Source organism: Pelagimonas varians (genome assembly GCF_003208435.1).
Lineage (GTDB): Bacteria > Pseudomonadota > Alphaproteobacteria > Rhodobacterales > Rhodobacteraceae > Pelagimonas > Pelagimonas varians.
Window position 1 is genome coordinate 1 of sequence record NZ_QKMF01000020.1, and the last position, 25,860, is coordinate 25,860.

A 25,860-nucleotide genomic window follows, 5' to 3' on the forward strand; every position below is an offset into this window, starting at 1 on the left:
AACGACTTTGGCGCGCTCGGCGACACATCAACCCTCGCCGATCCGTCCGTCGTCGACGACCTCGTCGAAAATCGCATGAACCGGGAGAGCTGAACCATGACAACTGGTACAACGACTCTCGCCGCTCCTGTGTTGATCTTGCTTGGCCCCCCCGGGGCCGGCAAAGGCACCCAAGCGCGGATGCTTGAAGAAACCTTCGGCTTGATCCAACTGTCGACCGGCGATTTGCTGCGGGCTGCGGTTGCGGCCGGCACCGATGCAGGCAAACGCGCCAAAGCGGTGATGGAAGCGGGCGAATTGGTCAGCGACGACATCGTCATTGCCATCCTGCGCGACCGTTTGAATGACAGTGATTGCGCCAAGGGGGTCATCCTTGACGGCTTTCCACGCACCACCGTCCAAGCCGAAGCCCTTGATCGCCTGCTGGAAGATTCCGGCCAGCGCATCAACGCTGCAATCAGCCTTGAGGTTGACGACGCCGCGATGGTGACACGGATTTCGGGACGCTACACCTGCGGCGCATGCGGCGAAGGCTACCACGACAGCTTCAAGCAGCCAAAGACCAGCGGCACCTGTGACAATTGCGGCGGTACGGATTTCAAACGCCGTGCTGACGACAATGCCGAAACAGTGGCCAGCCGCCTTGAGGCATACCACGCCCAGACTGCTCCATTGATTGACTATTACCAAACCCAAGGCGCGCTCAAAAGCGTTCCAGCCATGGGAGCTATCGACGATATCGCTTCAGCAATGAGCGCAATTGTTAAAGAGGCTGTTGCCTAAGGCACAGCCATCTGGCGCCCCTTCCCCATCCGGGGCGCAATTCATGCCCTACCCCCTAGCGGGGGTAGGCAAACGGAGGAAGAGGAGGACCCGCATGACGGATCACACATCTCACAACGCGCAAGACGCCAGTAAGTCCGATAAGGGCTATTGGGAAGCAAACGTGCGTATCATTCTGATTAGCTTGGTTATCTGGGCTCTTGTCAGTTTCGGCTTTGGCATTTTGCTGCGCCCTGCCCTTGCTGGTATCAGCGTTGGCGGCACTGACCTTGGCTTTTGGTTTGCTCAGCAAGGCTCGATCATTGTCTTTTTGGCTCTGATCTTTTTCTACGCCTGGCGCATGAACAAACTCGACCGTGAATACGGCGTCGAAGAGGAATAAGCGTAATGGATCAGTTTACAATCAACCTGCTGTTTGTTGGCGCGTCCTTTGCGCTCTACATCGGCATCGCGATCTGGGCCCGCGCGGGCTCCACATCGGAATTCTACGCGGCTGGCCGCGGCATTCACCCCGTCACCAACGGTATGGCGACAGCCGCTGACTGGATGTCGGCAGCCTCGTTCATCGGTATGGCCGGTCTCATCGCTTTCACCGGTTATGACAACTCGACCTTCTTGATGGGTTGGACTGGTGGCTATGTTCTGCTGGCTCTGCTTCTTGCCCCTTACCTGCGTAAGTTCGGCAAATTCACCGTGTCGGAATTCATCGGCGACCGTTTCTACAGCCCCACCGCACGCGTTGTGGCCGTGATCTGTCTGATCGTTGCATCGACCACATACGTTATCGGTCAGATGACCGGTGTTGGCGTTGCCTTTGGTCGTTTCTTGGAAGTTTCAAACACAACCGGTCTGCTGATCGGTGCATGTGTGGTTTTCGCTTACGCTGTTTTCGGCGGCATGAAGGGTGTAACTTACACTCAGGTTGCTCAGTACTGCGTATTGATCATGGCCTACACCATCCCTGCGATCTTCATCTCCCTGCAGCTGACCGGCAACCCCGTTCCAGCTTTGGGTCTGTTTGGTGATCACGTTGCTTCTGGTGAGCCTCTCTTGCAGAAACTCGACGCTATTGTGGCCGAGCTTGGCTTTGCCGAGTACACGCAGCATCACTCCGACACGCTCAACATGGTGCTCTTCACCCTGTCGCTGATGATCGGTACTGCGGGTCTGCCCCACGTCATCATGCGTTTCTTTACTGTACCAAAAGTATCTGACGCACGTTGGTCTGCTGGTTGGGCACTGGTCTTCATTGCCCTGCTTTATCTGACAGCCCCTGCGGTTGGTGCCATGGCCCGTTTGAACATCACTGAACTGATGTGGCCAAATGGAACATCTGGTGATCCTGTGTCCGTCGAAATGATCGACGGCGAGCAGCAGTATGACTGGATGGCGACTTGGGAGAAAACCGGCCTTTTGGGTTGGGAAGACAAGAACGGTGACGGCCGTATTGCTTACTTCAACGACAAAAACGCCGACCAAGTTGCCAAAATGGAAGCTGCTGGCTGGGGTTCCGAAAACGAGCTGACCAACTTCAACCGCGATATTCTGGTTCTAGCGAACCCTGAAATTGCGAACCTGCCTGGCTGGGTTATTGGTCTGGTTGCCGCGGGTGGTCTTGCGGCTGCTCTGTCAACGGCTGCTGGTTTGCTTCTGGCGATTTCGTCTGCGGTTTCGCATGACTTGATCAAAGGTTCGATCAACCCGTCCATCTCGGAAAAAGGCGAACTGCTGTCGGCACGTATTGCCATGGGTGTTGCCATTGCGGTTGCGACTTGGCTCGGTCTGAACCCTCCAGGCTTTGCGGCGCAAACTGTTGCCTTGGCCTTTGGTCTGGCGGCGGCGTCTATCTTCCCTGCACTGATGATGGGCATCTTTACAAAGGTGAACAACAAAGGCGCGGTTGCTGGTATGCTGGCAGGTCTCATTGTGACCCTGATCTACATCTTCTTGCACAAAGGTTGGTTCTTTGTTGCAGGCACCAACAGCTTTACAGATGCAGATCCTTTGCTGGGTACAATCAAATCGACTTCGTTCGGTGCGGTTGGCGCAATGATCAACTTCTGTGTGGCCTTCACAGTCTCCAAGTTCTCTACACCTATCCCGAAAGAGATCGAAGAACTGGTCGAAAGCGTGCGTATCCCACGCGGTGCTGGCGAAGCCGTGGACCACTAAAATATGATTGCCCTGCTGTTTCCCATTCAGTCGGGCAATTCATAACCAATCGGGGCACCCACGCGGTGCCCCGATTTTTTTGATCAAACGGTACGAATGACAAAGGTTGTTCTTGCCAACCTTGCTCCAAATCAAGGCAGCAATTAACCAATGCCGCGTAGAAACGCATGTAACTGAATTCTATAAAATGAGCCTGATTGATGCCTCTGGACACTGCCGCCCTTGCCCGTTTTCTCAGCGCTGTGCATCCCTATGATGCCCTGCCCCAAGAGGCGCTCACTGCATTGCTGCCCCGCTTTGAAACGCGGCTGTATTCTGCGGGCGATGAAATTTATACCTTGGGCGCAGAGCTGGAAGGATTGTACCTGATCCATGAAGGTCAGGTTGAAATCCGCGACGAAAACGATGTAGCGGTGTCGCTCTTGGGCCGACGTAATTCCTTTGGCGAACGCGGGCTGCTGCGCGAAGGCGTGTCTGTCACATCAGCGCGGGCCCTCGACGACAGCCTTATGGTAATTTTGCCCCGCGATGCATTTCATGACCTTCTGAAACAAGAAGAAGCCGCGCGCAAATTCTTTGACCGCACCCGCACCACCAAACCGCGCAAAGCCGATCTGGCCACCAGCCGGGTTGAAACCTTGATGGCGACCAACCCGCTAACCTGCGCCCCGGACGCAACAGTCCAAGAGGCGGCAGTCTTAATGCGGGACACCCGCGTGTCCTCAGTCTGCATCACGATTGATGGGCAACTCCAAGGCATTGCAACGATCCGCGACGTATCTGGCAAAGTCGTTGCCGGTGCCTTGCCCTTTGACACCCCTATATCCCAGATCATGACGGCCAATCCGTTGACCTTGCCACCGTCGGCCATTGGCTCGGATGTCTTGCACATGATGATGGAACGCCGCTTTGGCCATGTTCCGGTGACCGACGCAGGCAAACTGGTTGGCATCGTGACACAAACCGATCTGACCCGATTTCAAGCCGTCAGTTCTGCAGAGCTTGTCTCGGAAATTGCCCATGCCAGAACCGCCGCTGAAATGGCTGTTGTGACCGCCCGCATTCCGCAATTGTTGTTGCAACTGGTGGCGGGCGGCAACCGCCACGAAGTTGTAACCCGCCTGATCACGGATATCGCCGACACGGCGACCCGGCGCCTTCTAGCCTTGGCCGAAGAGCAATTCGGCCCCGCCCCTGTGCCTTACTTGTGGTTGGCTTGCGGCAGTCAGGGGCGCCAAGAACAAGCCGGCGTATCCGATCAAGACAATTGCCTGATCCTGGACGACGCTGTCACCGATGAACAGATGGCGTATTTCACACGGATGGCCGATTTTGTCTGTACCGGTCTGGACACCTGCGGCTACATCTTTTGCCCCGGCGACATGATGGCCACCAACCCGCGTTGGTGCCAACCTGCCCGCGTCTGGCGTGACTATTTCCGCAAGTGGATCAACAAACCCGACTCCGAAGCGCAAATGCTTGCCTCGGTGATGTTTGACCTGCGGCCCATCGGCGGCGCTGTGTCCTTGTTTGAGGACCTACAAGAAGAGACACTTAAGGCGGCTGCCAAGAACTCGATCTTTGTGGCCCATATGCTGAGCAACTCGCTCAAACACACTCCGCCCTTGGGTCTGCTGCGCGGTTTCGCAACCATTCGGTCGGGCGAGCATAAGAACCAGTTGGACTTGAAACACAATGGCGTGGTGCCGGTGGTTGATCTGGGCCGGATCTACGCCTTGCAAAGCAAACTACCAGAGGCCAATACCCGCGCCCGTCTGGAAGGGGCAATGGCCGCAGGTGTGTTGAGCCAATCGGGCGGGCAAGATTTGCTTGATGCCTATGACCTGATTGCGGAGTCGCGGTTGGAACATCAAGCTGCGCAAGTTAAGGCTGGACAGGCACCGGACAACTATCTGGCACCGGCGGACCTGTCCGACTTTGAACGCAGCCACCTGCGCGACGCCTTTGTGGTGGTAAAATCGCTTCAGTCTGCAGTTGGACATGGAAAAGGGATGCTTGGGTGAGGCAGCCAAAATTCCATACATGGAATTTGAAAAACTCTTGCAAGAGTTTTGGCAGCGCATCCGGCGAGGGAACGACATAAAACACCCGTAGGGTGTGTTGGGGAGAGAACATGTTTTTGGAATTGATCGCGGTCTTTGTTGCCGGGTTTGCTGGCGCGGGCGCAATAATGCTACTCAACAAAACGACCGGTGGGCGTTTGCCAAAGTGGCTTATCCCGCTCGGTGCTGGCGCTGCCATGTTGGCCGCTGGGATATCCAATGAATACAGTTGGTATAGCCGGACATCAGATAGTCTTCCCGATGGGATCACCATCGCCCAAACCATAGACAACAAAGCCTTTTGGCGACCTTGGACATATGTTTTTCCAATGACCGACCGCTTTATTGCCGCCGATACCGGCAATATGGTCGCCAACACCGAAGAACCGGGGTTGTATTTGGCCGATCTGTATTTCTTTGGCCGCTGGAAGACCGTTCAAGTTGTCGAAATCATGGCTGATTGCAACAGCAACCGCCGTGCAGATCCAGCCATGGGCGATGGATCAGAGCCGGTTTGGCGCGATGTCGGCCCTGATGATCCGATTGTCAAAACCATTTGCAACGGAGGCTGATATGTTTACCAAACTCAGCCTTCGACTACGGATCTTCTTGTTTTTCTGCCTGATCGCTTTGGGCGGCACCACCTTGGTTTTGATTGCTCTTTGGCTAGGTCATGGCCGTGCCACTTCGACAACTGTGACCGATGGGTTCGTCTTTGCCGGTGTGATTGCAGTGCTTGGAACCGTCGGTTTAACCGCCGGTATCTGGCTTTTGTTCGATGAAAACGTCGCCAAACCGATTGAAAAGCTGGCTGCGGAAATGCGCACTCGTGCCCATGCCGGTGTCGGAAGCCATGTCGACACCGATGCCGCCCGCTACCTCGGGGATCTGGCCCCTGCGGCCAGTGCCGTGACAACAGCGCTCTCCGACACGGCCCTGTTGACAGCCCAAAAGGTTGCCTCGGAAACGGAACGGCTGGCCAATGAAAAAGCCCGGCTCACCGCGCTGCTGACGGAAATTCCGGTGGCGATGATCCTTGTAAACCCGCGCGATCAAATTGTGCTCTACGATGGGCAGGCCGCCGAGGTGTTATCGCAGTTGGGGACCCCGCGCCTCAACGCCTCCATGAGCGACTATTTCGACAATAATTCGATTGGCGTAGCTCGTGCAAAACTGAATAAAACCGGCAAGGAAGTCAGCTTTTGCGCTCAGGGCCGACACCATGACCAAAGCTTTGACGCGCGGATGAAGCCGATGCAAGGCGGCGGCTACATGCTTATGATTGACGCGGAACATGTGAATATCTCCCCCGAAGCTTCGCGGCCTTTGGTCTATGATTTCGACCTTATGGAGGGCCAAGATCTGGGGACAGGCGCGGACACACCGTTGCGTCATCTGACATATGCCGTCTTTGATACCGAAACCACCGGTTTGCTTCCACACAAGGACGACATCGTCCAAATCGGTGCCGTGCGCGTCCTCAACTGCCGTATTGTTGCGGGTGAGCGGATCAACCAACTGGTCAATCCGGGCCGCCCGATCCCGCCAGCCTCCACCAAAGTGCACCATGTGACGGATGCAATGGTGGCAGATGCACCGGACATCGGAACGGCTGGGGCCATGTTTCACCGGTTTGCCAGCGGTTCGGTGATTGTGGCGCACAATGCCCCCTTCGATATGGCGTTCTTGCACCGCGACAAAGACCGCATGGGCGTTGATTGGGATCATCCGATTTTGGACACTGTGCTGTTGTCAGCAGTCCTGTTCGGGGCCTCGCAAACCCACACGCTGGACGCCTTGTGCGAGCGTCTGGATGTGACCATTCCGCCAGAACTGCGCCACACAGCGCTTGGAGATGCCCAAGCCACCGCCGAAGTGCTGGTACGGATGCTGCCAATGCTGGAAGCGCGCGGGTTGGTCACCTTTGGTGACGTTCTTGAAGAAACCAAACGCCATGGCCGCTTGCTGGAAGATTTGAACTAACAGGCAAACATCTACGGGACGGTGGGTGGGGCGACGCTTTGCAAAAGCCAGCGCCTCCCCCGTCATTTAACGCTGCGGCAGCCGAACCGCGCCGTCCAAGCGGATGGTGGTTCCGTTCAGATAAGCATTTTCACAAATCTGGCAAACCATCTGCGCATATTCAGCCGGATCACCCAAGCGGTGCGGGAACGGAATATTCGCAACAATGCCCGCTGTGACCTCATCGGGTAGCCCTTCCATCATCGGAGTGCGAAACAACCCCGGTGCAATGGCCATAACCCGAACACCTTGCGCAGCCATTTCGCGCGCTGCTGGCAGGCACATGGACGCGATTGCCCCTTTCGACGCAGAATAGGCCGACTGACCAAATTGCCCGTCTTCATAGGCGATCGAGGCCGTGTTAATCACCACGCCGCGCTCTCCGCCGTCAAGCGTCTCCTGTTCCATCATGGCGCGGGCCGCGTAGGACATGACATTATACGTCCCGATCAGGTTAACCCGAATGGTGGCTTCGAAGGCATCGACAGACAAGACACCCTCGCGGCCTACAATCCGTTTCGCCGGTGCAATACCAGCGCAGTTGACCGCAATCCGCGGTTTTCCCAACTGGTCGATCACTGTGTCAAACGCAGCCGCAACGGAGGCCTGATCGCCCACATCAGTATGAATGGCGATTCCACCGATTTGCATAGCCATCTTTACGCCGCCTTCGGCATCAAAATCCAAAATCGCAACTTTGGCCCCTTCGGCTGACAAACGCTGCGCTGTTGCTGCGCCCAAACCGCTGGCCCCGCCGGTGACAACGGCCACTTGCCCTTTGATGTCCATGAAAACCTCCCTTTTTTCGTTCCGTCACGAGGGCTGAGCCCCCTTGCCACCCTAGCCAGGTAACAAAAACAAAGTGATTGCTGGGAACGCCACCATAAGCGCCACCCGCAGCAAATCTGTGCCCACAAACCATAACACCGATTTATAGGTCTGTATCATTGACGTTCCGCCATCCATCGCATTGATGACAAAAAGATTCATCCCTACCGGCGGAGTAATCAAGCCAACTTCGACCACAATCAGCACCAAAATACCGAACCAAATGGCCACTTGCTCGGGGCTTAGACCGAAATCCAGCGCCGAAATAACCGGAAAGAATATTGGAATGGTCAACAGGATCATCGATAGGCTGTCCATAAAGCAGCCAAAAATGAGATATAGCACCAAGATCGCCGCCAAGACCAAGACCGGTGACAGCCCCAAATCCACCACCCAAAGCGACAGTTCTTGCGGAACGCGGGTGCGCGCCAAAAAGCCGTTATAAAACGCCGCGCCCAATACGATGAAAAAAATCATGGCCGAGGAACGCGCCGTATCCGCGAAACTGGCAAACAGCGTCCGCCAATTCAAACCGCCATTGGCAAAGGCCACCAATCCGGTTCCCATCGCGCCGACAGCAGCGCCTTCGGTTGGGGTAAAGACCCCGCCGTAAATCCCGCCCACAACCGTCACAAACACTAACAACACCGGCCAAACCGCCCGCAACGCCCGGAACCGTTCTGCATAAGGCACCGCCGGGCGCACTCCGGCGGCGGTTGGATTTAGCCGCACATAGATCGAGATCGCGATCATATAGCCCAGCGCCGCCAACAAGCCCGGTACAAAGGCCGCTAGAAACAGCTTGGCGATATTTTGTTCGGTCAAAATCGCATAGATCACCAAAATCACCGACGGCGGGATCAAAATTCCCAATGTGCCACCTGCGGCCAATGTGGCCGTGGCAAAGCCGCCATCATAGCCATAGCGTTTCAGCTCTGGCAGGGCGACACGGCCCATGGTGGCGGCCGTCGCCAGAGACGATCCGCAGATCGAACCAAAGCCCGCACAGGCCCCGATTGCTGCCATGGCCACTCCGCCCTTGCGGTGGCCCAACCAGCTTTCGGCGGCGCGAAACAAGGCTTGGCTCATCCCGCCCAAAGTCGCAAAATACCCCATCAGTAGAAACATCGGCACAATCGACAGCGAATAGTTTGAAAATGTCGAATAGCTTTCGCTTTTCAGCCGCGCCAACGCGAGGTTGGGTTTGCCTGTCAGCACCCACATTCCGACGAAGCCGGCAATAAACATCGCCAGCCCGATCGGCACCCGTAAAAAGATCATCACCAGCAATGCCGGAAAGGAATATAGGCCAAGTTCAAGCGGGGTCATACATTCGCCTCTGAATGGAGCGGCACCACATCCCGGCCCAGCGCAAGCTCTGCCAAACGAAGCACGGCCATATAGATCGCCGTTAGCGCCGCCAAAACGGCCCCAATCAAGCTGGCCCCATAGGCCCACCATATCGGCATCTGCAAAAGCTGCGTGGTTTGCCCGGACCGAAGTTTGCGTTCAAACCCTGCCTCTAGCTGAACAGCAATCACAACCAAAGCGACGGCGAACAACAGCTCGCCTATAAATACCAAAGTCCGGTTGGCGGGCATCGGCAAGGCATTGGCCACAATATCGACGGCAGCATGGCCGCTGGTGACTTGGCAGTACGGAAGAAACGCAAAGATACAAAACGCCATCCCTGCTTCGACCAGTTCAAAGTCCCCCTGTATCGCGCCAATCCCTAAATCACGGGCCCTTGCGGTAAATCCGGGCATCAAAGCCACCATGATATCGGAGTAGAGCGCGGTGCCAATCGCCCGCCCCGATACGGACAGGCAGGTCATGACAATCAAAGCCAGCAACACCAGCCCGCCCAGCACCGCCATAGCCCAAGCCACCGATGTAACGCCTTTATGGATGCGTCTCATATTTTCGTCTCCGGCTTTGCCGCCTTGCTCATCCAATTTGGGCAAGTTTATTCAGCGCCGTGAATGGCCAAAGCCTGCCTCGGGGTCAATGCCCCAAGCGCTAACAGGTCACGATAGGTTCAAAACGAGGCCTCTGCCTGCATAGCCAACGCACCATCCGCCCGGCGCGCCCAAAGACGGCGCTGCGTGCCCACGCCATTGGCTTCGATATGAAAGGCAGACATGCCCGAAATCGGGGCCAATCCGCGAAAGGAAAAACTCTTGGGCAGTTTGCCCGCGTCACGGGCAGCAAGATCGACCAACAGTGTGGCTGTAAGCGGACCGTGAAAGACCAACCCGTCGTAACCTTCGGTCTGGCGGGCGTAGTCCACATCGTAGTGAATGCGGTGCCCATTAAACGTTAGGGCTGAATAGCGAAACAGCAGCACTTGGCTGGGCTGGACGGTTTCACAGACATGGGCACCGCCGGGGGCAGGTTTGGCAACCGGTGCCGGCGCATCCGGTGCAGGGTCTTCGCGGTAGACAATGTCATGCTCTTCGCTCAGTGCAAGACCGTCGCCTTGGAACAGCTCATGGCGGACGGTTACGAAACACAGCGCACCGCTGCGGCCAGACTTTTGCGCAACATTGACAACGGTCGACCGTTTCAAAGTCTCCACACCGAGCAGCAAAGGCGCATGGAACGTAAACCGCCCCCCTGCCCACATGCGGCGCGGCAGATCGACAGGAGGAAGAAAGCCCCCCTTTTGCGGATGACCATCGCGGCCCAGCGCCGCCATCGGTTTCGCCTCCAGGAAATAGAGCCAATGCCAAAGCGGCGGCAGCGGGCTATGCGTGCTAAAACGATCATCGCGCCCCATAGTGGCTGCCATGAACTGAGCAGGTCCAAGACCAAGCACTTCACAGCGCTCTTCGGTCTTACCAATCCAGTCAGAGAAATCTCCCATGCGTCTTATCCGTTCATCTGGGCGTCTACCTGCGCCTCTTCGTTGATCATGGCCTGTAACTGTCGGCGAAACCGCAGTTGCCCGCCGTCAATCGGCAAATCGATATGCGGCGAGGTCTTTTCGTCCATGCCAATCTGCACCGCGTCCAACACGGCCCGATCTTCTTCAAAGGCCTTACGCACGTCCTCGGACATCATGGCACTCAGTGCCTCATCATCAGGCCGGATGTTGCGAAGTTGGAACCAGTAGTACCGCGTCTCGCCCTCTGATGTGGGCGTCATGAAGTTATAGCTGTCCATAATGAACGTATCGGGATGCAGCGGGCCCTCTGGGCCGCCCGTCCCCGCAGGGGTGAACACAGCACGGATCAATGCATGTGAGGGATAGCGCACCTCATAGTGCTGTAACCGGTCAACCTTTCCGCCAAAGGGCAATACTTTGGCATAGAACGGAGCTGCGTCCACATCCATCATCCAGCGATGCACAATGACGCCGCTTTCTGTCTTGGTCACCCGCAGCGGGGTGTCCTTGGTTGCAGCTTGTGCAAAACTGCCCTCATGCACCCAAGCGACATGGGTCGGGTCCAACAGGTTGTCCGTCATATAAAGATAGTTGCAGGCCAGCTCCATCGCTGCGCCGCGGTTGATCCCCCAATCGGGATTGTCGAAATTCTCGATTTCGAAGATCTCGGACGGGTCAGCGATGGTGGCATTGCCCATCCAGATCCAGACCAGCCCATATTTTTCATGCACCGGATAGGCACGCACCTTTGCCTGTGACGGGATACGGCCCGTACCCGGTGCCCAGACACATTGCCCAGCGCAATCGAAGGTCAGCCCGTGATACCCGCATTCCACAGTATCCCCTTTGATCCGCCCCTTGGACAGCGGCAGTTTGCGGTGGGGGCAGGCATCTTCCAGAGCAATCACTTCACCCGCTTGTGTGCGGAAAACACAGATCTTTTCGCCTAGCATTTTGATTTGCGCCAAATCGCGTGTCACCTCGTCGGCCCATGCCGCCACATACCAAGCGTTCTTAAGAAACATTGTATTCCCCTGTCAGTGTCAGGGGCGACTTTGGCGTGCCATTTTGCAAAGGTCAAAGCCCGTCTTCCCCCCCCTGTCGCCGCAATAGCGCAAAGCGTTACCGACGGCCCAAGGCAAAGGTTTAATCAGATAGAGATTTGGAAATGCGGTCCAACTGCTGCGATATCAGCATCAAGTGTGTCACCTGCCCACCCGACACCTCACCTGCCAATGCGATAGCCGCATTTTCAATCATGCGGGCAGCATCCATTAAATCGGTCGCTACATCTTTCACTGCCCCTACAACATCTTTTACACCTGCGTCAGCTTCCTGAGCGTCTTCACCCAGAAGGGAGTTTGGGGCCTTTGCGTGCATTTCATGTCCCGTAAGTCGTTTAACCGCGTCCTATGGAAATCAGTTGGGTGACCGTGCGAGGCACAGACAGAACCAATCCCCTATAGTTTGAGTAGCGGTGAAAAATTATTCCATCAAGAATAAAATACACGCATAAGGTGCATTTTTTCAATTCGTAATGCTTTAAGAATATTTCCTATGCTAAATAGTCGCTTACTCGGAGTGACCGCGCGTCGACAAAAGCCCTTCGATTGCTCTTAACAGATCACGTTTTTGCACTGGCTTCATCAACCGCACGTCCTGAGGACGTAGGCCGTTTCCATGAACCGTCGCCTCATTTGCGTAGCCTGACATGAAAGCCACAGGCAAATCTGGTTGGATCTCCCGCAGCTCCCGCGCCAGCATTGTCCCTTGCAAACGTCCGGGCATGACAATGTCGGTCAACAACATGTCAAAACCGGGGTCTGCCTCAAACACGGCTTTCGCGGCATCCCCCGAGGATGTTGCCCTAACCTGATACCCTGCCCGTGTCAGGATTTGCACGAGAACTTCAAGAACATCGGATTGGTCTTCGGCAACCAATATGCGCGCGCCCGATGCGTGCTGGGCGGCCCCATTGGACACAACTGCCGCTTCCGGGATATCTTGCACGTCGGTGACAGGGAAAAACAACTTGAAGGTGGTTCCAACTCCCGGCTCGGAATAGACGCGGACCGCACCGCCTGATTGCTGCATAAACCCCTGCACCATGGACAAACCCAACCCTGAACCAGCCCCCGGAGCTTTGGTGGTGTAAAACGGCTCAAACACAAAGGCGAGCACTTTGGGATCAATCCCCGAACCTGTGTCGGATACAGCCAGCAAGACATAGCATCCCGGCTCCAAGGCATCTGTGCCCGGCCCCCCATAATCATGGTCAATCCGCACATTGGCGGTTTCCAATGTCAGCTGTCCACCATCAGGCATAGCGTCACGGGCATTCAAAATCAGGTTGAGCAATGCGCTTTCAGTTGAGGCGCGGTCTGCCTCAACGGGCCATAGCCCCTCCAACAGAGGCGTTTCGATATTGATTGTGGCAGGCAATGTCCGCCCGGCCCAATTTTTGGTTTCGCCCACAATCTCGTTGAGGTCGATGGCCTGCGTTTCCAGTTGGGACCGTCTGGCAAAAGCCAGCATTTTGCGCGTCAGGTCTGCACCCCGAAGGGCCGCCCCGACACCGCCATTTATCATTTGAAGATGATCTTTGTCCTCGATCTCTTCGCCGAGCAGTTCGAGATTTCCAATGATAACCGCCAACAGGTTATTGAAATCATGGGCAACCCCGCCGGTGAGCTGTCCGATACTCTCCATCTTCTGGGCCTGTGTTGTCAGGGCGCTTTGCTCTCTGAGTTGGCCTTGTGCCAACACTTCGGCGGTGACATCCAAAATGATGCTGTCAGTACGAATGCACGTGTCATCAATGCGTACCGAGTTGCCATGATAATCAAGCCACTTCACCGTTCCGTCTTTGGTTGTGACTCTGCACCGGCGCTGCAACTTTCCAAGCGCATGCGTCGCAGCGCTCAAGTCAGCGATTAGCGCGTCCCTTTTGTCAGGGTCCAAGGTGGAAAAGATCAACTCAGGGTCTTCGATGATCTCCTGATTTGAATACCCCCAGATTTCCGCACAGTAGTCACTGACATAAACCAGTCTTGGCGGCGTCCCTTTCTTTTTTTCGGCCACCATAACGGCACCGGGCAGGTTGGAGGCAATGGCCGCCAGCCACTGTTCTGCATTGGACTTCCCGCGCTCCGACCGCCGTATTTCCGACATATCCACATGCACACCCACCAAACGTACAAAATCACCGCTCGGTCCGCGTTCAGTCACCCAATGGGCTTGGAACTCATTGATGCTCCCGTCCGGCATCACACCGCGAAATTCGATTTGATCTTGATCGCTGCCGTCAACGACGACCGATTTGATCGCCTCCATGAGCTTTGACTGGTCCATGGGATGAATTCGTTCGATCCAAACAGGCAGGGGCACATCCCTCGCCGCACCGTTCAACTTGAACAACCGCATCATCCCTTGATCAAAACTGACCCCCTGTGCGGTCTTGCTGAATTCAAACACCCCCATCCGGCCGGTTTGGGTCACCATGTTCAGGCGGTAGGCAAGTTCAGTCGCCCGTTTTTTGGTGGCATAGACGTAGTCGGACACAGCGATAACCGCAGCTGATGCCAATAGAACAATCGTGCCAAACACCAAACAGACCAGCAGGTCCGGCACAGGTTCGTCCGTGTACAAAACGGCCTGAGCGACTGTGGCAAGACCATGCCCCAAAGCCAAAGCGCCCACCCCGGCAAAAACCGCATACCGAGAGATGTCGTTGTCCCGTGCCCCCTGATGCAACCGATGCGCCAGAAAGCCAAAAAACACAACGCTCAGATACAAGCTGGCGCTGAACAGCGGCACGTCAGAGGCATCCAGCATCAGCACAAAGATGCTGGCCGTTGCCGCAATGAACGCGCCAAGCGCGCCGCCCAGATAGCCCGCAAAAAACAATGGGCCCAATCCTGCTTCGAAATGCATTGAACCGGTCGAGACTTGCGACGTGTTGGTTGATATCAAGACAAAGACACTGCCAAAAACCAACCCGATCAACAGCTGTTTCAGGGCTGGTTTCTGCTCAAGAGTGAGTGAAGAACGGATTGCGTATAATCCAACACCGCTGAGAGACAGGAACGAAAAATCCTGCAACACTTGAAACAATAACATGCAAGAACCCTTCTTCAATGTAGTCAGGCTAGCGAAAAAATCCTTTTTGGCAAATACTTCAGGGGGAATCCAAGTTTAAACATTCAACCTTGGCCAATCCCCCCTTCCAAAGAAATCATTTGCGGTGCGCGTCCAAGCACCACGCGACAATTGCATCGACATCCGCGGGCAAAGCTTCTGCCAAACCGGCGGAAAATTCGGCAAAGGCTGTTTTATTGTCAGCGCCGCCGCTCATCCCGACCAAAACCGGAATATCTTGTTCCAGTGCGGTCGCAATGGCCGTGCGGAATCCGCGACCTTCGGATTCTTCCGGGCCGAATTTGTTTAAGACAAACAAATCCGCTTTGTCGCTCAAGCCCGTGCAGGCCTCCGCCTCGACGGAAGCGACGGCATCCGCAATGGCGGCGGGATTTAACCGGCACCCTGTTGACCCCTGCCCCAAAGATTGAGTGATCCGAATTGTTTTGTCCGACGGCAAGACCCGGACATCCATGTCACAATGATGGCTGCCTTCCGGTTGATCTTGCAGCACCTTGATGATGCCGCTCAATCGCAATCCCTCTTCTTCGAGGCGTGCAGCGGCCTGCGAGATAAGTCGATCCGTTTCGCCGCGCCCCTCAGCGCCTACTGTTCCGATTTTCATAGCGCACCTTTTGGCTTGATGAATTGGGGGCAGCCTACGCCTGCATTCCCATCCATGCCATGCGGCGGTTTGCACTAGGGGTTCGACCGTTGCAGCATTCCGAACAAATCGCGCGGATCATCGGGATCAGCCAGCATATCCAGTTGCGTATAGAAACCCGTCCCTTGTATCGCCCCCAAGATATAGCGCAGTGCGCTAAAATCCTCGATGGCAAAGCCGACGCTGTCAAACAGGGTGATTTGCTTGTCATCCCTGCGGCCCTTGGTTGCTCCGCTGATCACTTGCCATAGCTCGGTGATCGGATGGGTTTGATCCAGCTGTTGGATTTCGCCTTCGATCCATGTTTGCGGCGGGTATTCGACAAAGATGTCTGCCCGCAGCAGGATATCGCGGTGCAATTCGGTTTTACCCGGGCAATCGCCGCCTATGGCGTTGATATGCACCCCCGCCCCAATCATGTTGTCGGTCAGGATGGTCGCGTTTTGCTTGTCTGCTGTGCAGGTCGTGATGATCTGTGCGCCTTCCATGGCCTGTTCGCCCGACGTGCACGGCACCACCTTCAATCCAAGGCCAGCCAAATTCCGCGCGCATTTGGCAGTTGCCGCCGGATCATTGTCATACAAACGAACCTCGGTGATGCCGCAGATCGCCTTGAACGCCAGACACTGGAATTCCGACTGTGCACCATTGCCGATCATCGCCATGCATTTCGCCCCCCTCGGGGCCAAGTGCCGAGCAGCCATAGCGCTGGTCGCGGCTGTGCGCAGCGCCGTCAACAAGGTCATTTCAGACAGCAGTTTCGGATAGCCGGTGTCAACATCGGCCAGCAGCCCAAAGGCCGTGACCGTTTGCAAGCCGTCGCGCGTATTCTTCGGATGGCCATTAACGTATTTGAAGCCGTACATCTCGCCGTCAGATGTCGGCATCAATTCAATCACCCCGACATCGGAATGCGACGCGACACGCGGGGTTTTGTCAAACAGCTCCCAGCGTTTGAAATCTGCCTCGATGGCGGTTGCCAAATCGCGCAGGACGGTTTCAATGCCGATGTGATGGACCAGACCCATCATATGTTCGACTGATACAAACGGGACGAATGCAAGTTCGGAAGGTTGCGGTGCCATATCGGGCCTCAATAGCTGCGGGTGACGCGGTCAAGAACGCGGCGGCCAAACAGGCTTGCCGTGAGATCAACCATCAGGCGCGCGGTGCGGCCTTTGTCATCCAGAAACGGGTTAAGCTCGACCAGATCGAGCGATGTGACGCGGCCGCTGTCATGGAGCAGTTCCATCACGTGATGGGCTTCACGGAATGTGGCACCGCCGGGGACCGTGGTTCCGACTGCAGGCGCGATATCAGGTTCCAGAAAATCCACATCCAAGCTGACGTGCAAAACCCCGTTAGCGGCAACGACACGGTCTAAAAACGCCCGCAGCAGCGGTGCAATTCCGATTTCATCGATGGCCCGCATATCATGCGCTGTCACAGCCGTAGCTTGCAGCAATCGCCGTTCCTCACCGTCAACGGAACGCAGCCCCATAATACAGACATTGGCCGGATCGACAGGGGCTGGCACTGGCCTACCAAGATAGCAATCAAACCCCGACATGCCGCAGGCATAGGCCAGCGGTGTGCCGTGCAAATTGCCACTGGGAGACGACCCGAGAGAGTTAAAATCCGCATGCGCATCCAGCCAGAGCACAAACTGCGGCCGCCCCTGCTCTGCCGCGGCAGCAGCATGGCCAGTCACTGTCCCAGCTGACAGCGCGTGATCCCCCCCCAAATAAATCGGGATGTCCTTGCCCGCTGCCAAGGTTTTTGCCTGCTTGTGCAAAGCGCGCGTCCAACCAGCAACAGTTTCAACCTGTTTGAGATGGCCGTAGCCGGTTTCGACCGGCGCGACATCTTCGGGTACTGCGTTTCCCAAATCGGTGACTGTGTGGCCGAGCGTCTCAAGCTCTTGTGCCAAACCGGCTGTTCGATAGGCATCAGGCCCCATCAAACATCCGCGGCGTCCGGCCCCTGCTTCGATGGGGGCTCCGAGCAGTGCAATACGGCTCATGCCTCTGTCCCAGCTGCGCTTTGGGTGAGGTTCGGGGCAATCATTTCCAAAGTCCAAGGCGTATGACGTAGACGCTGGCGCATGTCTCATTCCTAATACTGATTGAAGATACATCAAAATAGCACAGGAAAATTAGCAAATTATATAGACAAGAAGCACATATCTACCATTCACAATTGACACTATGTGTATTCCCACCTAACAGATCGCCATGCAAAACCTTGATGACCTTGATCGCCGCCTGATTTCTATCCTTCGTGAAGACGGGCGTGCCCCCATCTCAAAATTGGCCACTATTCTGGGTGTGACACGGACCACAGTGCAGGCACGGCTTGATCGGCTGCTAGACAGCGGGGCCGTGCTGGGCTTTACCATTCGGGCCCGTAAGGAACATGGTCCCGACGGTGTCCACGCCATCATGATGATTGAAGTTTCAGGCCATTCAACCAGCGCGGTTATTCGCCGTTTGCGCGGGCTTCAAGAATTGCGGCAACTGCATTCCACCAATGGAAAATGGGATCTGGTTGCACAGCTCACCGCTGACAGCCTACCCGATTTTGACAGGGTGCTGCGCGAAGTCCGGCAGGTCGAAGGCATAACCAATAGCGAAACCTCGATTTTACTTAGCTCAGCGTGACGCGGCGCAAAACACTGGGAATACCCGCCCACCGCCCGTTTGGATCGCGGCCCTAGCGGGCCCAAATGGCTTTTTTCGAACCAAACCAATTGCCAGAAAAATGCTGTCAGAATACCGTGCAAGCAAGACCTATCAAAAAATCGGGCGGATGCTTCCAAAGCAGCTCGCCCATTGCCATGGATCTAGAAGACATCAAATTTATACTCTTCGGGGAAAACCAATGAAAAAACTGCTTTTGGCCACGGCCGCGATCCTGACGATTCCACACATCGCCAGCGCTGGGGATTCAACCAGCTTGGACGGGTTGCCTCCGGTTTTCTCACCGCGTCCGTATTCGCCCTATGCTGAACGGGCCTTTCCCGAACACGTCTATTTTGGCGACACGCATGTGCATACCGGCCTGTCAGGCGATGCCGGCGGCGGCGGCACCCGATTGATGCCGCGTGATGCCTATCGTTTTGCACGCGGCGAAGAGGTCACTTCAAACACCGGTCAGCAGGTTAAACTGCGCACACCCTTTGATTTCTACATGATTACCGACCATTCCGATGGCATGGGGGCGATCACGGACATGATCGCCGGCACCCCGAACATATTGGCTGATCCGGACGGCAAAAAGTTTCACGAAGGCTTTAGCGCCGGTGGCCAGCAAGCACAGGAAGCCGCCACCGAGCTGGTTCGACAGTTTTCACAAGGGGAGCTGTCCGAAGCCCTGAACTATCAACCGGGAAACCCCGCCTATAAACGTGTCTGGGACGGGATTATCCAAGCCGCTGAAGAATTCAACGATCCGGGCCATTTCACCACCTTTATCGCCTATGAGTGGACGTCGCTGGAAAAAGGAAACAACCTGCATCGCAACGTGATTTTTCGCGATGGGCCTGAACGGGCCGGACAAATTGTGCCCTATACCACCACACCGCCACTCGGCAGCCCAGATCCCAAAGATTTATGGAAATGGCTGGAAAACTACGAAGCCGCAACTGGCGGCGATGTGACCGCGATCCCGCATAACGGCAATCTTTCCAATGGTATGATGTTTGCCTTGCAAGACGATTTCAATGGCGGGGCCGCCTATGATGCCGACTATGCCCAGCAGCGCAACAAATGGGAACGCCTGTACGAGGCCACTCAAATCAAGGGTGACGGAGAGGCCCATCCAATGCTGTCCCCAGATGACGAGTTCGCCGATTTCGAAACGTGGGATTGGGCAAATCTGGATGCCTCCGAAGCCAAAACCCCCGAGATGTTGCCGGGCGAATATGTCCGGTCCGGTTTGCAACGTGGATTTCAGCTTGAAAACACATTGGGCATCAACCCGTTCAAATTCGGCCTTGTTGGTGCGTCCGACACGCATACGGGGCTTTCGACACCGGACAACGACAACTTTTTCGGCAAATTTACGGCCTATGAGCCAAGTGAGCATCGCGCAAATCACCTGTCGAAACGCAATGAAGCACTCGATATCGAATATCATTCCTGGCGGTATATCACCGGCGGTTTGACCGCCGTTTGGGCCACAGCCAACACCCGCGGTGCCATTTTTGACGCGATGGAGCGGCGCGAAGTCTATTCCACCACGGGTCCACGCATAAGAGTGCGTTTCTTTGGCGGATGGGATTTCACGGCGGACGATGCGAACCGGCGCGATCTGGCCGTGGTTGGATACACCAAAGGCGTGCCAATGGGGGCCGATTTACACCCCAGCACATCGCAAGCACCTTCATTCTTGGTCTACGCGCTTCGGGATCCACAAGGCGCAAATTTGGACCGCGTGCAAATCGTCAAAGGATGGCTGGATGCAGATGGTAGCCCGCGCGAACAAGTGTACGATGTCGCATGGTCTGACAATCGGGTGCCGGGCAGCGACGGCAAGTTGCCTGCCGTCGGGAACACCGTTGACCTGTCCGTTCCATACTGGACCAACACAATTGGGGCAGCCGAACTGGGAACCGTGTGGCAAGATCCTGATTTTGATCCGTCACTACAAGCGTTCTACTACGCCCGTGTGATCGAAATTCCGACTCCGCGTTGGACGGCGTATGATGCTGTGAAATTCAATCTCACTTTGCCAGAAAAGATCCCTTTGACCGTGCAGGAACGCGCCTATTCCTCCCCGATCTGGTTCAACCCAGAACCCTGAACTGTTCCGGCTCTGTCGGACTGTATGCGGCCGCACCTTTGGGGCGGTCGTCCAAGCTGCACTTATTCAATCGAAAATATTCCAGCCAGCACAGACTTCGAACCGGATGCGCCCTGTTCAGATACTTGGGCACCGTCGCCCGTGTTCTATCTGTGTTTGTCGCTGGCGCGTAAGCGGCTCATTGTGACCGGCGTGATCCCCAAAAATGATGCAATCAATGAATGTGTAAAAATATCTTCATAGCCGGGAAAAGTTTGGCGAAACCAGTTTAGCCGCTCAGCCCCGCCAAGGGCTGCGAGGCACCACTCTCGGTCGGCTTTATCGCTTAAGGCGTCACGCAAAACACCATTGGCCCAATTCCGGATCGGCTCGGACGAGATCATCAGGTTTGAGAGCAGTTCATTGTCGATCCGAACAACCGAAGCATCCGTCGTTGCCACAATAGACACGAGAGACATACCGAGCCGCGTTCGGGCAATATTTGGCGTGACGACAACGGGGCCCACATAAAATCCGACACAAATCTCTTTGCCCTCCTGGTCACAAATACTGCTTGCCAAACACCCTTCCAATAGAATGAATTCGTCTGTTTCGGGCTGCCCTTGCTGTGTCAGGTACGAGCCTTTGTTCAATTGCTTGCCTGTCCAATCAGACGCAAAACCGCCCGCCCCAGCCATGTAACCAAGATCGGACGATTGTGTAAGAAAGGTTCGTAGATCCATCTTGGCGTACCTTATCAAATGATAATGCGACTGACTGCGTCAACGACCATGTGTGGCACAGCACAAGGAGATTGCAAAATGCCGAAAAGAATTCAGTTCAAACACATCGGATGGATCGCGATTGGTGCGGGCGTAACAGGCGTATCAATCTATCTGCTTATGATCAATGTAACGCTCGCCCATATCGAAGCTGTCTCTGGCCAGATCCCTTTTGACATGCGCCCTTTCGGGTATGCCCCCGCAGATGCCGCGATGATGCTTGATGCCTTGGGTGCCGATGGCCGCAAATACTATCTCAGCCACCAGATCTTGCTGGATACCATTTATCCGGCCATGCTCGCGCTGACTTTGATCGCTACCATTTGTTGGTTTGGCCAACGCATGCCAAAAAGCAAACTTGTGCGCGCAGGCATCGCCGCTTCGGTTGGGGCCGCTCTGTTCGATTATGTCGAAAACCTTGGTATCGCGGCTATGATTTTGAACTGGCCAGACATTTCCGCACCACTTGTTTTTTCGGCGAGCGCAGCGACAATTGTAAAGTCGTGTCTTACAACTGTGGCTGTTTCAATGGCGTTTCTCATCGGAATAATCTGGACGCGATTGCCAAAAGAAGACCTAGGGCGATAGGCAGCCAACGGCACATTCATCCGCTTGGCCGGCGTTCGACCCACAAAAAGGCTGCACTCAAGCTCGTGTCAAAGCCGGCACCCATCACACCCAGCGTAGCAGCCGGTATTGGTCCGATGAGTATCACAAAAGGCTGCGTCGGGATGGCTTCAAAGTCTCCCCTCCCATGCATGGAAACATGCTCTTGCAGGCAATAGATGGCGGCAAGGGTAATTGGTCAGTGCTGCCATCTGGACCTGACAATTCGATCACGTAGATATCGGCACGTTCTGTTTCCAACCAAAGCATTCCGTCCGGAATAATCGAGACGGCTCACCTGAACAGCCATGAAATTTTTCATCGTCGCAGCGGTCGCTTCAAAATTCGCTCCACCCGGTTTTTTCGTCGTGTTTTTGAACAGATTTGCGCTGTGTCGATGGTAGTGTCCTAGGATAGTCCAGAAATGGATGGGGGCCGCAACAAGCGATCCCCACAAATATCGGCGCGCAGCATTGAGCCGCGCCATCGGTCGCAATGGACACACTTCGGTTTCCTCCCCGAGCACAGGGTCGCAGGCACAAGTCAGAGCGGTTTCCATTCGAATTTTGAGGTCAACCTTGTTGAATGTGACTGGGAACTAACCCGGTATGCCCCACCATTCGTGGCCTCGCTTCTTTTGAAGGCTGTCTAGTGCGGTCTGAATGGCAGCACAAAAACCCGAAAATTGGAGTGGCATTAACCCCTCTCGCCGTCCTGAAGCTTTGCGGCGCACAGGGTTCGCTTTTCCCGGATCGGCGGGTTTTTCAATTTCTGCTTTGGGGTGACATGTGAGCACCTGTATCTCCGCAAGGCAGATTTGAGCCCAAGGCACCCGATATTGCAGGGCGCTTCGAAAGTCGCTAACAGTGGATTTAGCAGAACGCCGGGTCAACGGCGCTGTTTACACCGAGACCTTCTATGACATTCTCAAAGATGGCTGCCTATGAGCAGCCACTCAAGTGGCTGGCTGTTGCGCTGGGGCTTATGAGCACCGTTTCTATCGTTCAAGACTGGCAGCTTGCTGCAATGATGTTTGGATTGCCGTTCTGTTTGATATGGATTTATTGTGCATGGCTACGCACCGAGCCACAGCTGAAGTACATCAACATAGTTTTCACGCTGCTTTATATTTACGGGATAGCGCGATATTTTTTGATTGACGGATGACACTTGAGATTGGTGCCCCGTGTGAAAATGCACGTGAGCCAGATCCGCTTCGCTGCCATCTGCCCAACACTACACTGTAAGACACACAAAACCCTGATGATCATACGCGGTTTCAGCGCCTTCCCGCGATATTGAGGGGCTGCTGCGCTGGCTCTGTCCTGCGCAGCAGCGCGATGATAGCGCGGCATGCTGTCCGCGCCCATCGCGCATTCCCAGCTATAGCCCGGCTGCGATGGCCGAAAACTTTTCTAGCGCGCCCTGCATCCGTAGAACGGCCGGATTGTCGGAGGCTAAACCATGCGACGGTGCAATCGCCGTCGGTTCATCATATGTGGCCCATGTCTGTCCATTCACGTCTTCGAAAAACAAAATCCGCAAAGGCAGGTAGAGTGCCATGGTTTGCCCCTGTTGCAGCGCCGTCGCCCCGATTTTAGGACTGCCAAACAGAACAACTGTCGTTGGGCGCAAGGTTTCCCCGACCGACGCATTGCCCTGTGCAAAATCGACGATTGTGAATACCCGCGCTCCGGCGGCTTCTACGGCACCTGTCAACCTTTCAACAGATGTCTCAACGCTTGCATTGCTGGCGATATTGATGCGCTCTGCCATGGCTGTACTCGCTGCAAGACCAATGAGGATTGCGGTTCCAAGTGTTCTGAAGTTTCCCATTTCCATCTCCGATATGTTTCAATGCTCGATTATTGCCGGATCTACGGTCATAGTGCTTGGGCGGGGCTGGCCCGTTTCTGGAGGATTTTGGGAGGATCGACTTTTGGATACTGCTCATCCCGAGATTTGGCGCTTTGAACCGTTTGTTTTGAACATGGCCGCCTCCGAATTGACCCGCGATGGACAGGCCGTCGGCATCGAGCCACAAAGCCTGCGCATTTTGGCCTATCTGATTGCCAACCGGGACCGAGTGGTCAGCCGCGATGACCTGATCGAAACGATTTGGCAAGGACGCTCCATTAGCGATTGGGCGGTGTCCGGTGCAATCAAGGCTGTACGGGCGGCCCTTGGCGATCAGGGCAAGGAAAAGCAATTTGTTCGAACCATCCATTCGAGGGGCTATCGGTTCGTTGCCGATGTCATCCCGCAAGTTCAAAACACACCAAAGCCGACCGTGCTGGTGCGCCTGTTTCGCGTCCCTCCAGACGTCGAGAGCGCGGCCTATTTGGCCGATGGCCTAACGGATGATCTGATCACAAGCTTGTCGCGCCACCATGGTTTGAAAGTAATGTCTTACAATTCATCACGGGCTCTTTCGGATAAAGAGCCGCCCAAGGACATCGGAATTTCCAATATCGTCGACGGAAGCCTGCGCCAATTTGGCGACATTATCCGCATCAATGTATCGGTTCTAGACAGCACAGGGACGGATCAAGTCTGGGCAGAACGGTTCGATCTGACCAGAGCAAGCCTGCTGGCAGGGCATGACCGGATCGGGGATCGTTTGGCCGATGTTTTATCGCCAGGCCGGCCAGTGGCGCACCCTTTGCAACACGGAACCCGCAATCCTGAGGCCTATGACCAATACTTGAAGGGGCGCTATGCCTACTTTAGATATGAACCCGCCGCATTTGCCGAAGCACTGGATCATTTTTCCCGCGCAGCCAAGCTTGACCCGACATTTGCCGATGCCGTCGCCCAACAGGCTTATTGCCGAAACACTCTCTATGTCTTTGGGTTGCCGGGCGCTGACAAGACGCTCGACGCGGCCGAAGCGCTTGCCAGACGAGCGATCCAACTCGATGATGGATCGGCGCTAGGATACGCGAAATTGGGCTGGGTTTTGGGCTATCGCGGACAACCCGACGCAACCATTGCAGCGTTTGAGGCCGCCCTTGCGCGAAATCCAGACAGTGCTGAAGTCTACCATTCCTACGGCGAAACGATGAACCGTTTGGCACAACCCGACCTTGCCGAACCGCTGCTCCGAACCGCGTTCTCCAAAGACAGCTATTTTCCGCCAAGCTGGGATTTTCCGCGCGGACACACAGCACTTCTTTTGGGGGAACATGCCCAGGCGATCGCGCAATTCTGCTCTGTTCTCGAAAAAGTTGACCGTTTTATTCCCGCTCGTGTCCAACTTGTCCGGGCATATTGTGAGGCTGGAGACCGTGAAGCGGCGGCCGCTGAAGTCGCAAAGATCAAAACCATCGCCCCGAAGTACAGTCTCGCACACGCAGAACGCATGTTTCCCTATCCGGTCGCCAAAGTCCGTGACGGCCTGATCGCCGCGCTGACCGGAGCGGGCATGACGTAACCCGGTACGCGCAAAGAATTTCTGCGGCTAGGCCTTAAAACCGGCCATCCGGCTTTGCCAGACGGACCGATGGCAGCGCGTTTGAAATGAACCAAACCGAAGCTGACGAACATGATTGCGATACAGGTTTTTAACACAAAACCTTTCCACATGAGGTTTGAAAGGGGATCCTCGGATTCCAAGGGCGAAAGCCATAGGGATTGATATTGACGTCACATTGGAAGCGCGAAGCTTTGCGCCGATCTCAATCGTGGTCAGTTCAAGGTCAAGTCTGGTCCGCCTGCCCCCACTTCAAACCGCAGCTATGGCATTTTTCAGCAGTTGGCGCACATTGTCCGCAACGTCCTTGAGATCATCGTTCGGGATCGCCTGCATCGATGCGACCGGATCCACGGCGCTGATTTCGATCCCCTCTTCGGTCTCGCGCAGGATAACGTTGCAAGGCAACATCGCGCCGACCCGAGGCTCCATGCCGATAGCTTCCCAAGCCATGGTAGGATTGCAGGCCCCCAAGATGCGATACGCTGCCATATCCTTGTCGATCTTCTTCTTCATAGTCGCTGCAACGTCGATTTCCGTGAGGACACCGAACCCGTTTTCCGCCAACGCATTGCGAACCCGCGCATCGACATCATCAAAGCTTGCGTCTTGGATAATGCGATTGATTGTGTAGGTCATGAAGAACTCCCTCGTTTCAAATA

The 25,860-nt window shown here is 55.4% G+C and carries 24 protein-coding genes; 11 read left to right on the plus strand and 13 right to left on the minus strand.

The genetic code is table 11. The annotated features are described in order from the left end of the window. The first annotated feature begins 96 nt into the window (after positions 1-96). The 6 genes from C8N36_RS20025 to C8N36_RS20050 all read left to right on the plus strand — a co-directional run bounded on the left by C8N36_RS20025 (position 97) and on the right by C8N36_RS20050 (position 7,001). Positions 97-783, plus strand: coding sequence for an adenylate kinase (locus C8N36_RS20025; RefSeq protein ID WP_097806497.1), 687 nt, complete (start codon positions 97-99; stop codon positions 781-783). Between the two features lie 94 nt (positions 784-877). Next, positions 878-1,165: a DUF4212 domain-containing protein gene (locus C8N36_RS20030; protein ID WP_097806498.1), complete on the plus strand. Its 288-nt coding sequence runs from the start codon at positions 878-880 to the stop codon at positions 1,163-1,165. 5 nt (positions 1,166-1,170) lie between these two features. Further along, positions 1,171-2,955 carry a sodium:solute symporter family protein gene (locus tag C8N36_RS20035; RefSeq protein ID WP_097806499.1) on the plus strand — a complete coding sequence of 595 codons (1,785 nt, stop codon included), beginning with the start codon at positions 1,171-1,173 and terminating at the stop codon, positions 2,953-2,955. A gap of 200 nt (positions 2,956-3,155) precedes the next feature. Continuing rightward, positions 3,156-4,979, plus strand: coding sequence for a DUF294 nucleotidyltransferase-like domain-containing protein (locus C8N36_RS20040; RefSeq protein WP_097806500.1), 1,824 nt, complete (start codon positions 3,156-3,158; stop codon positions 4,977-4,979). A 110-nt stretch (positions 4,980-5,089) separates the two neighbouring features. Beyond that, the gene (locus tag C8N36_RS20045) at positions 5,090-5,590 is read left to right on the plus strand and encodes a hypothetical protein (RefSeq protein WP_097806501.1); all 501 of its coding nucleotides are present in this window, start codon (positions 5,090-5,092) and stop codon (positions 5,588-5,590) included. Position 5,591: 1 nt separating this feature from the next. Then, the gene (locus C8N36_RS20050) at positions 5,592-7,001 is read left to right on the plus strand and encodes a 3'-5' exonuclease (RefSeq protein ID WP_097806502.1); all 1,410 of its coding nucleotides are present in this window, start codon (positions 5,592-5,594) and stop codon (positions 6,999-7,001) included. A gap of 66 nt (positions 7,002-7,067) precedes the next feature. Here C8N36_RS20050 and C8N36_RS20055 read toward each other — a convergent pair whose 3' ends face one another. From C8N36_RS20055 to rocF, 10 genes are all read right to left on the minus strand, one after another. Then, entirely contained in the window at positions 7,068-7,829 is a 762-nt protein-coding gene (locus tag C8N36_RS20055; protein WP_097806503.1) for an SDR family oxidoreductase, read from the minus strand. Between the two features lie 51 nt (positions 7,830-7,880). Beyond that, positions 7,881-9,197, minus strand: a complete 1,317-nt coding sequence (locus C8N36_RS20060; protein ID WP_097806504.1) for a TRAP transporter large permease — start codon at positions 9,195-9,197, stop codon at positions 7,881-7,883. Continuing rightward, positions 9,194-9,787 carry a TRAP transporter small permease gene (locus tag C8N36_RS20065; protein WP_176527120.1) on the minus strand — a complete coding sequence of 198 codons (594 nt, stop codon included), beginning with the start codon at positions 9,785-9,787 and terminating at the stop codon, positions 9,194-9,196. Before C8N36_RS20065 ends, C8N36_RS20060 begins: the two co-directional genes overlap by 4 nt. 119 nt (positions 9,788-9,906) lie before the next feature. After that, the gene (locus C8N36_RS20070) at positions 9,907-10,734 is read right to left on the minus strand and encodes an HTD2 family dehydratase (RefSeq protein ID WP_097806505.1); all 828 of its coding nucleotides are present in this window, start codon (positions 10,732-10,734) and stop codon (positions 9,907-9,909) included. Positions 10,735-10,739: 5 nt separating this feature from the next. Continuing rightward, positions 10,740-11,780: an aromatic ring-hydroxylating dioxygenase subunit alpha gene (locus C8N36_RS20075; RefSeq protein WP_097806506.1), complete on the minus strand. Its 1,041-nt coding sequence runs from the start codon at positions 11,778-11,780 to the stop codon at positions 10,740-10,742. A 121-nt stretch (positions 11,781-11,901) separates the two neighbouring features. Beyond that, on the minus strand, positions 11,902-12,135 hold the full coding sequence (locus C8N36_RS20080) for a hypothetical protein (protein WP_097806507.1): 234 nt from the start codon (positions 12,133-12,135) through the stop codon (positions 11,902-11,904). Positions 12,136-12,327: 192 nt separating this feature from the next. After that, on the minus strand, positions 12,328-14,874 hold the full coding sequence (locus tag C8N36_RS20085) for a hybrid sensor histidine kinase/response regulator (RefSeq protein ID WP_097806508.1): 2,547 nt from the start codon (positions 14,872-14,874) through the stop codon (positions 12,328-12,330). A gap of 115 nt (positions 14,875-14,989) precedes the next feature. Beyond that, positions 14,990-15,517 (minus strand): DUF2478 domain-containing protein, encoded by a 528-nt coding sequence (locus C8N36_RS20090; RefSeq protein WP_097806509.1) that lies wholly within the window; start codon positions 15,515-15,517, stop codon positions 14,990-14,992. Between the two features lie 74 nt (positions 15,518-15,591). Further along, positions 15,592-16,641, minus strand: coding sequence for an ornithine cyclodeaminase (locus tag C8N36_RS20095; protein ID WP_097806510.1), 1,050 nt, complete (start codon positions 16,639-16,641; stop codon positions 15,592-15,594). Between the two features lie 8 nt (positions 16,642-16,649). Beyond that, complete coding sequence (rocF, locus tag C8N36_RS20100; RefSeq protein ID WP_097806511.1) at positions 16,650-17,579, minus strand: arginase; 930 nt, start codon at positions 17,577-17,579, stop codon at positions 16,650-16,652. Between the two features lie 211 nt (positions 17,580-17,790). Between rocF and C8N36_RS20105 the strand changes: the two genes are divergently transcribed. Further along, entirely contained in the window at positions 17,791-18,216 is a 426-nt protein-coding gene (locus C8N36_RS20105) for an Lrp/AsnC family transcriptional regulator (protein ID WP_097806512.1), read from the plus strand. A 220-nt stretch (positions 18,217-18,436) separates the two neighbouring features. Beyond that, on the plus strand, positions 18,437-20,359 hold the full coding sequence (locus tag C8N36_RS20110; protein WP_097806513.1) for a DUF3604 domain-containing protein: 1,923 nt from the start codon (positions 18,437-18,439) through the stop codon (positions 20,357-20,359). A gap of 146 nt (positions 20,360-20,505) precedes the next feature. Here the strand turns inward: C8N36_RS20110 and C8N36_RS20115 are convergent, their stop codons facing one another. Further along, positions 20,506-21,081, minus strand: a complete 576-nt coding sequence (locus C8N36_RS20115) for a Crp/Fnr family transcriptional regulator (protein ID WP_097806514.1) — start codon at positions 21,079-21,081, stop codon at positions 20,506-20,508. A gap of 78 nt (positions 21,082-21,159) precedes the next feature. On the opposite strand from C8N36_RS20115, the gene C8N36_RS20120 reads away from it, so the two are divergent. Both C8N36_RS20120 and C8N36_RS20125 read left to right on the plus strand, forming a co-directional pair. After that, complete coding sequence (locus C8N36_RS20120; protein WP_110767969.1) at positions 21,160-21,708, plus strand: hypothetical protein; 549 nt, start codon at positions 21,160-21,162, stop codon at positions 21,706-21,708. Between the two features lie 936 nt (positions 21,709-22,644). Beyond that, a complete protein-coding gene (locus C8N36_RS20125; protein ID WP_097806516.1) occupies positions 22,645-22,893 on the plus strand; it encodes a peptidase in 249 nt (82 codons plus the stop codon). A gap of 216 nt (positions 22,894-23,109) precedes the next feature. Here C8N36_RS20125 and C8N36_RS20130 read toward each other — a convergent pair whose 3' ends face one another. Then, complete coding sequence (locus tag C8N36_RS20130) at positions 23,110-23,562, minus strand: DUF302 domain-containing protein (RefSeq protein ID WP_170125937.1); 453 nt, start codon at positions 23,560-23,562, stop codon at positions 23,110-23,112. Between the two features lie 103 nt (positions 23,563-23,665). Here C8N36_RS20130 and C8N36_RS20135 point away from each other — a divergent pair, with 103 nt between their 5' ends. Continuing rightward, a complete protein-coding gene (locus tag C8N36_RS20135; protein WP_170125938.1) occupies positions 23,666-25,159 on the plus strand; it encodes a winged helix-turn-helix domain-containing tetratricopeptide repeat protein in 1,494 nt (497 codons plus the stop codon). A gap of 291 nt (positions 25,160-25,450) precedes the next feature. Here C8N36_RS20135 and C8N36_RS20140 read toward each other — a convergent pair whose 3' ends face one another. Further along, a complete protein-coding gene (locus C8N36_RS20140; RefSeq protein WP_097806518.1) occupies positions 25,451-25,837 on the minus strand; it encodes a DUF302 domain-containing protein in 387 nt (128 codons plus the stop codon). Positions 25,838-25,860: the final 23 nt, after the last annotated feature.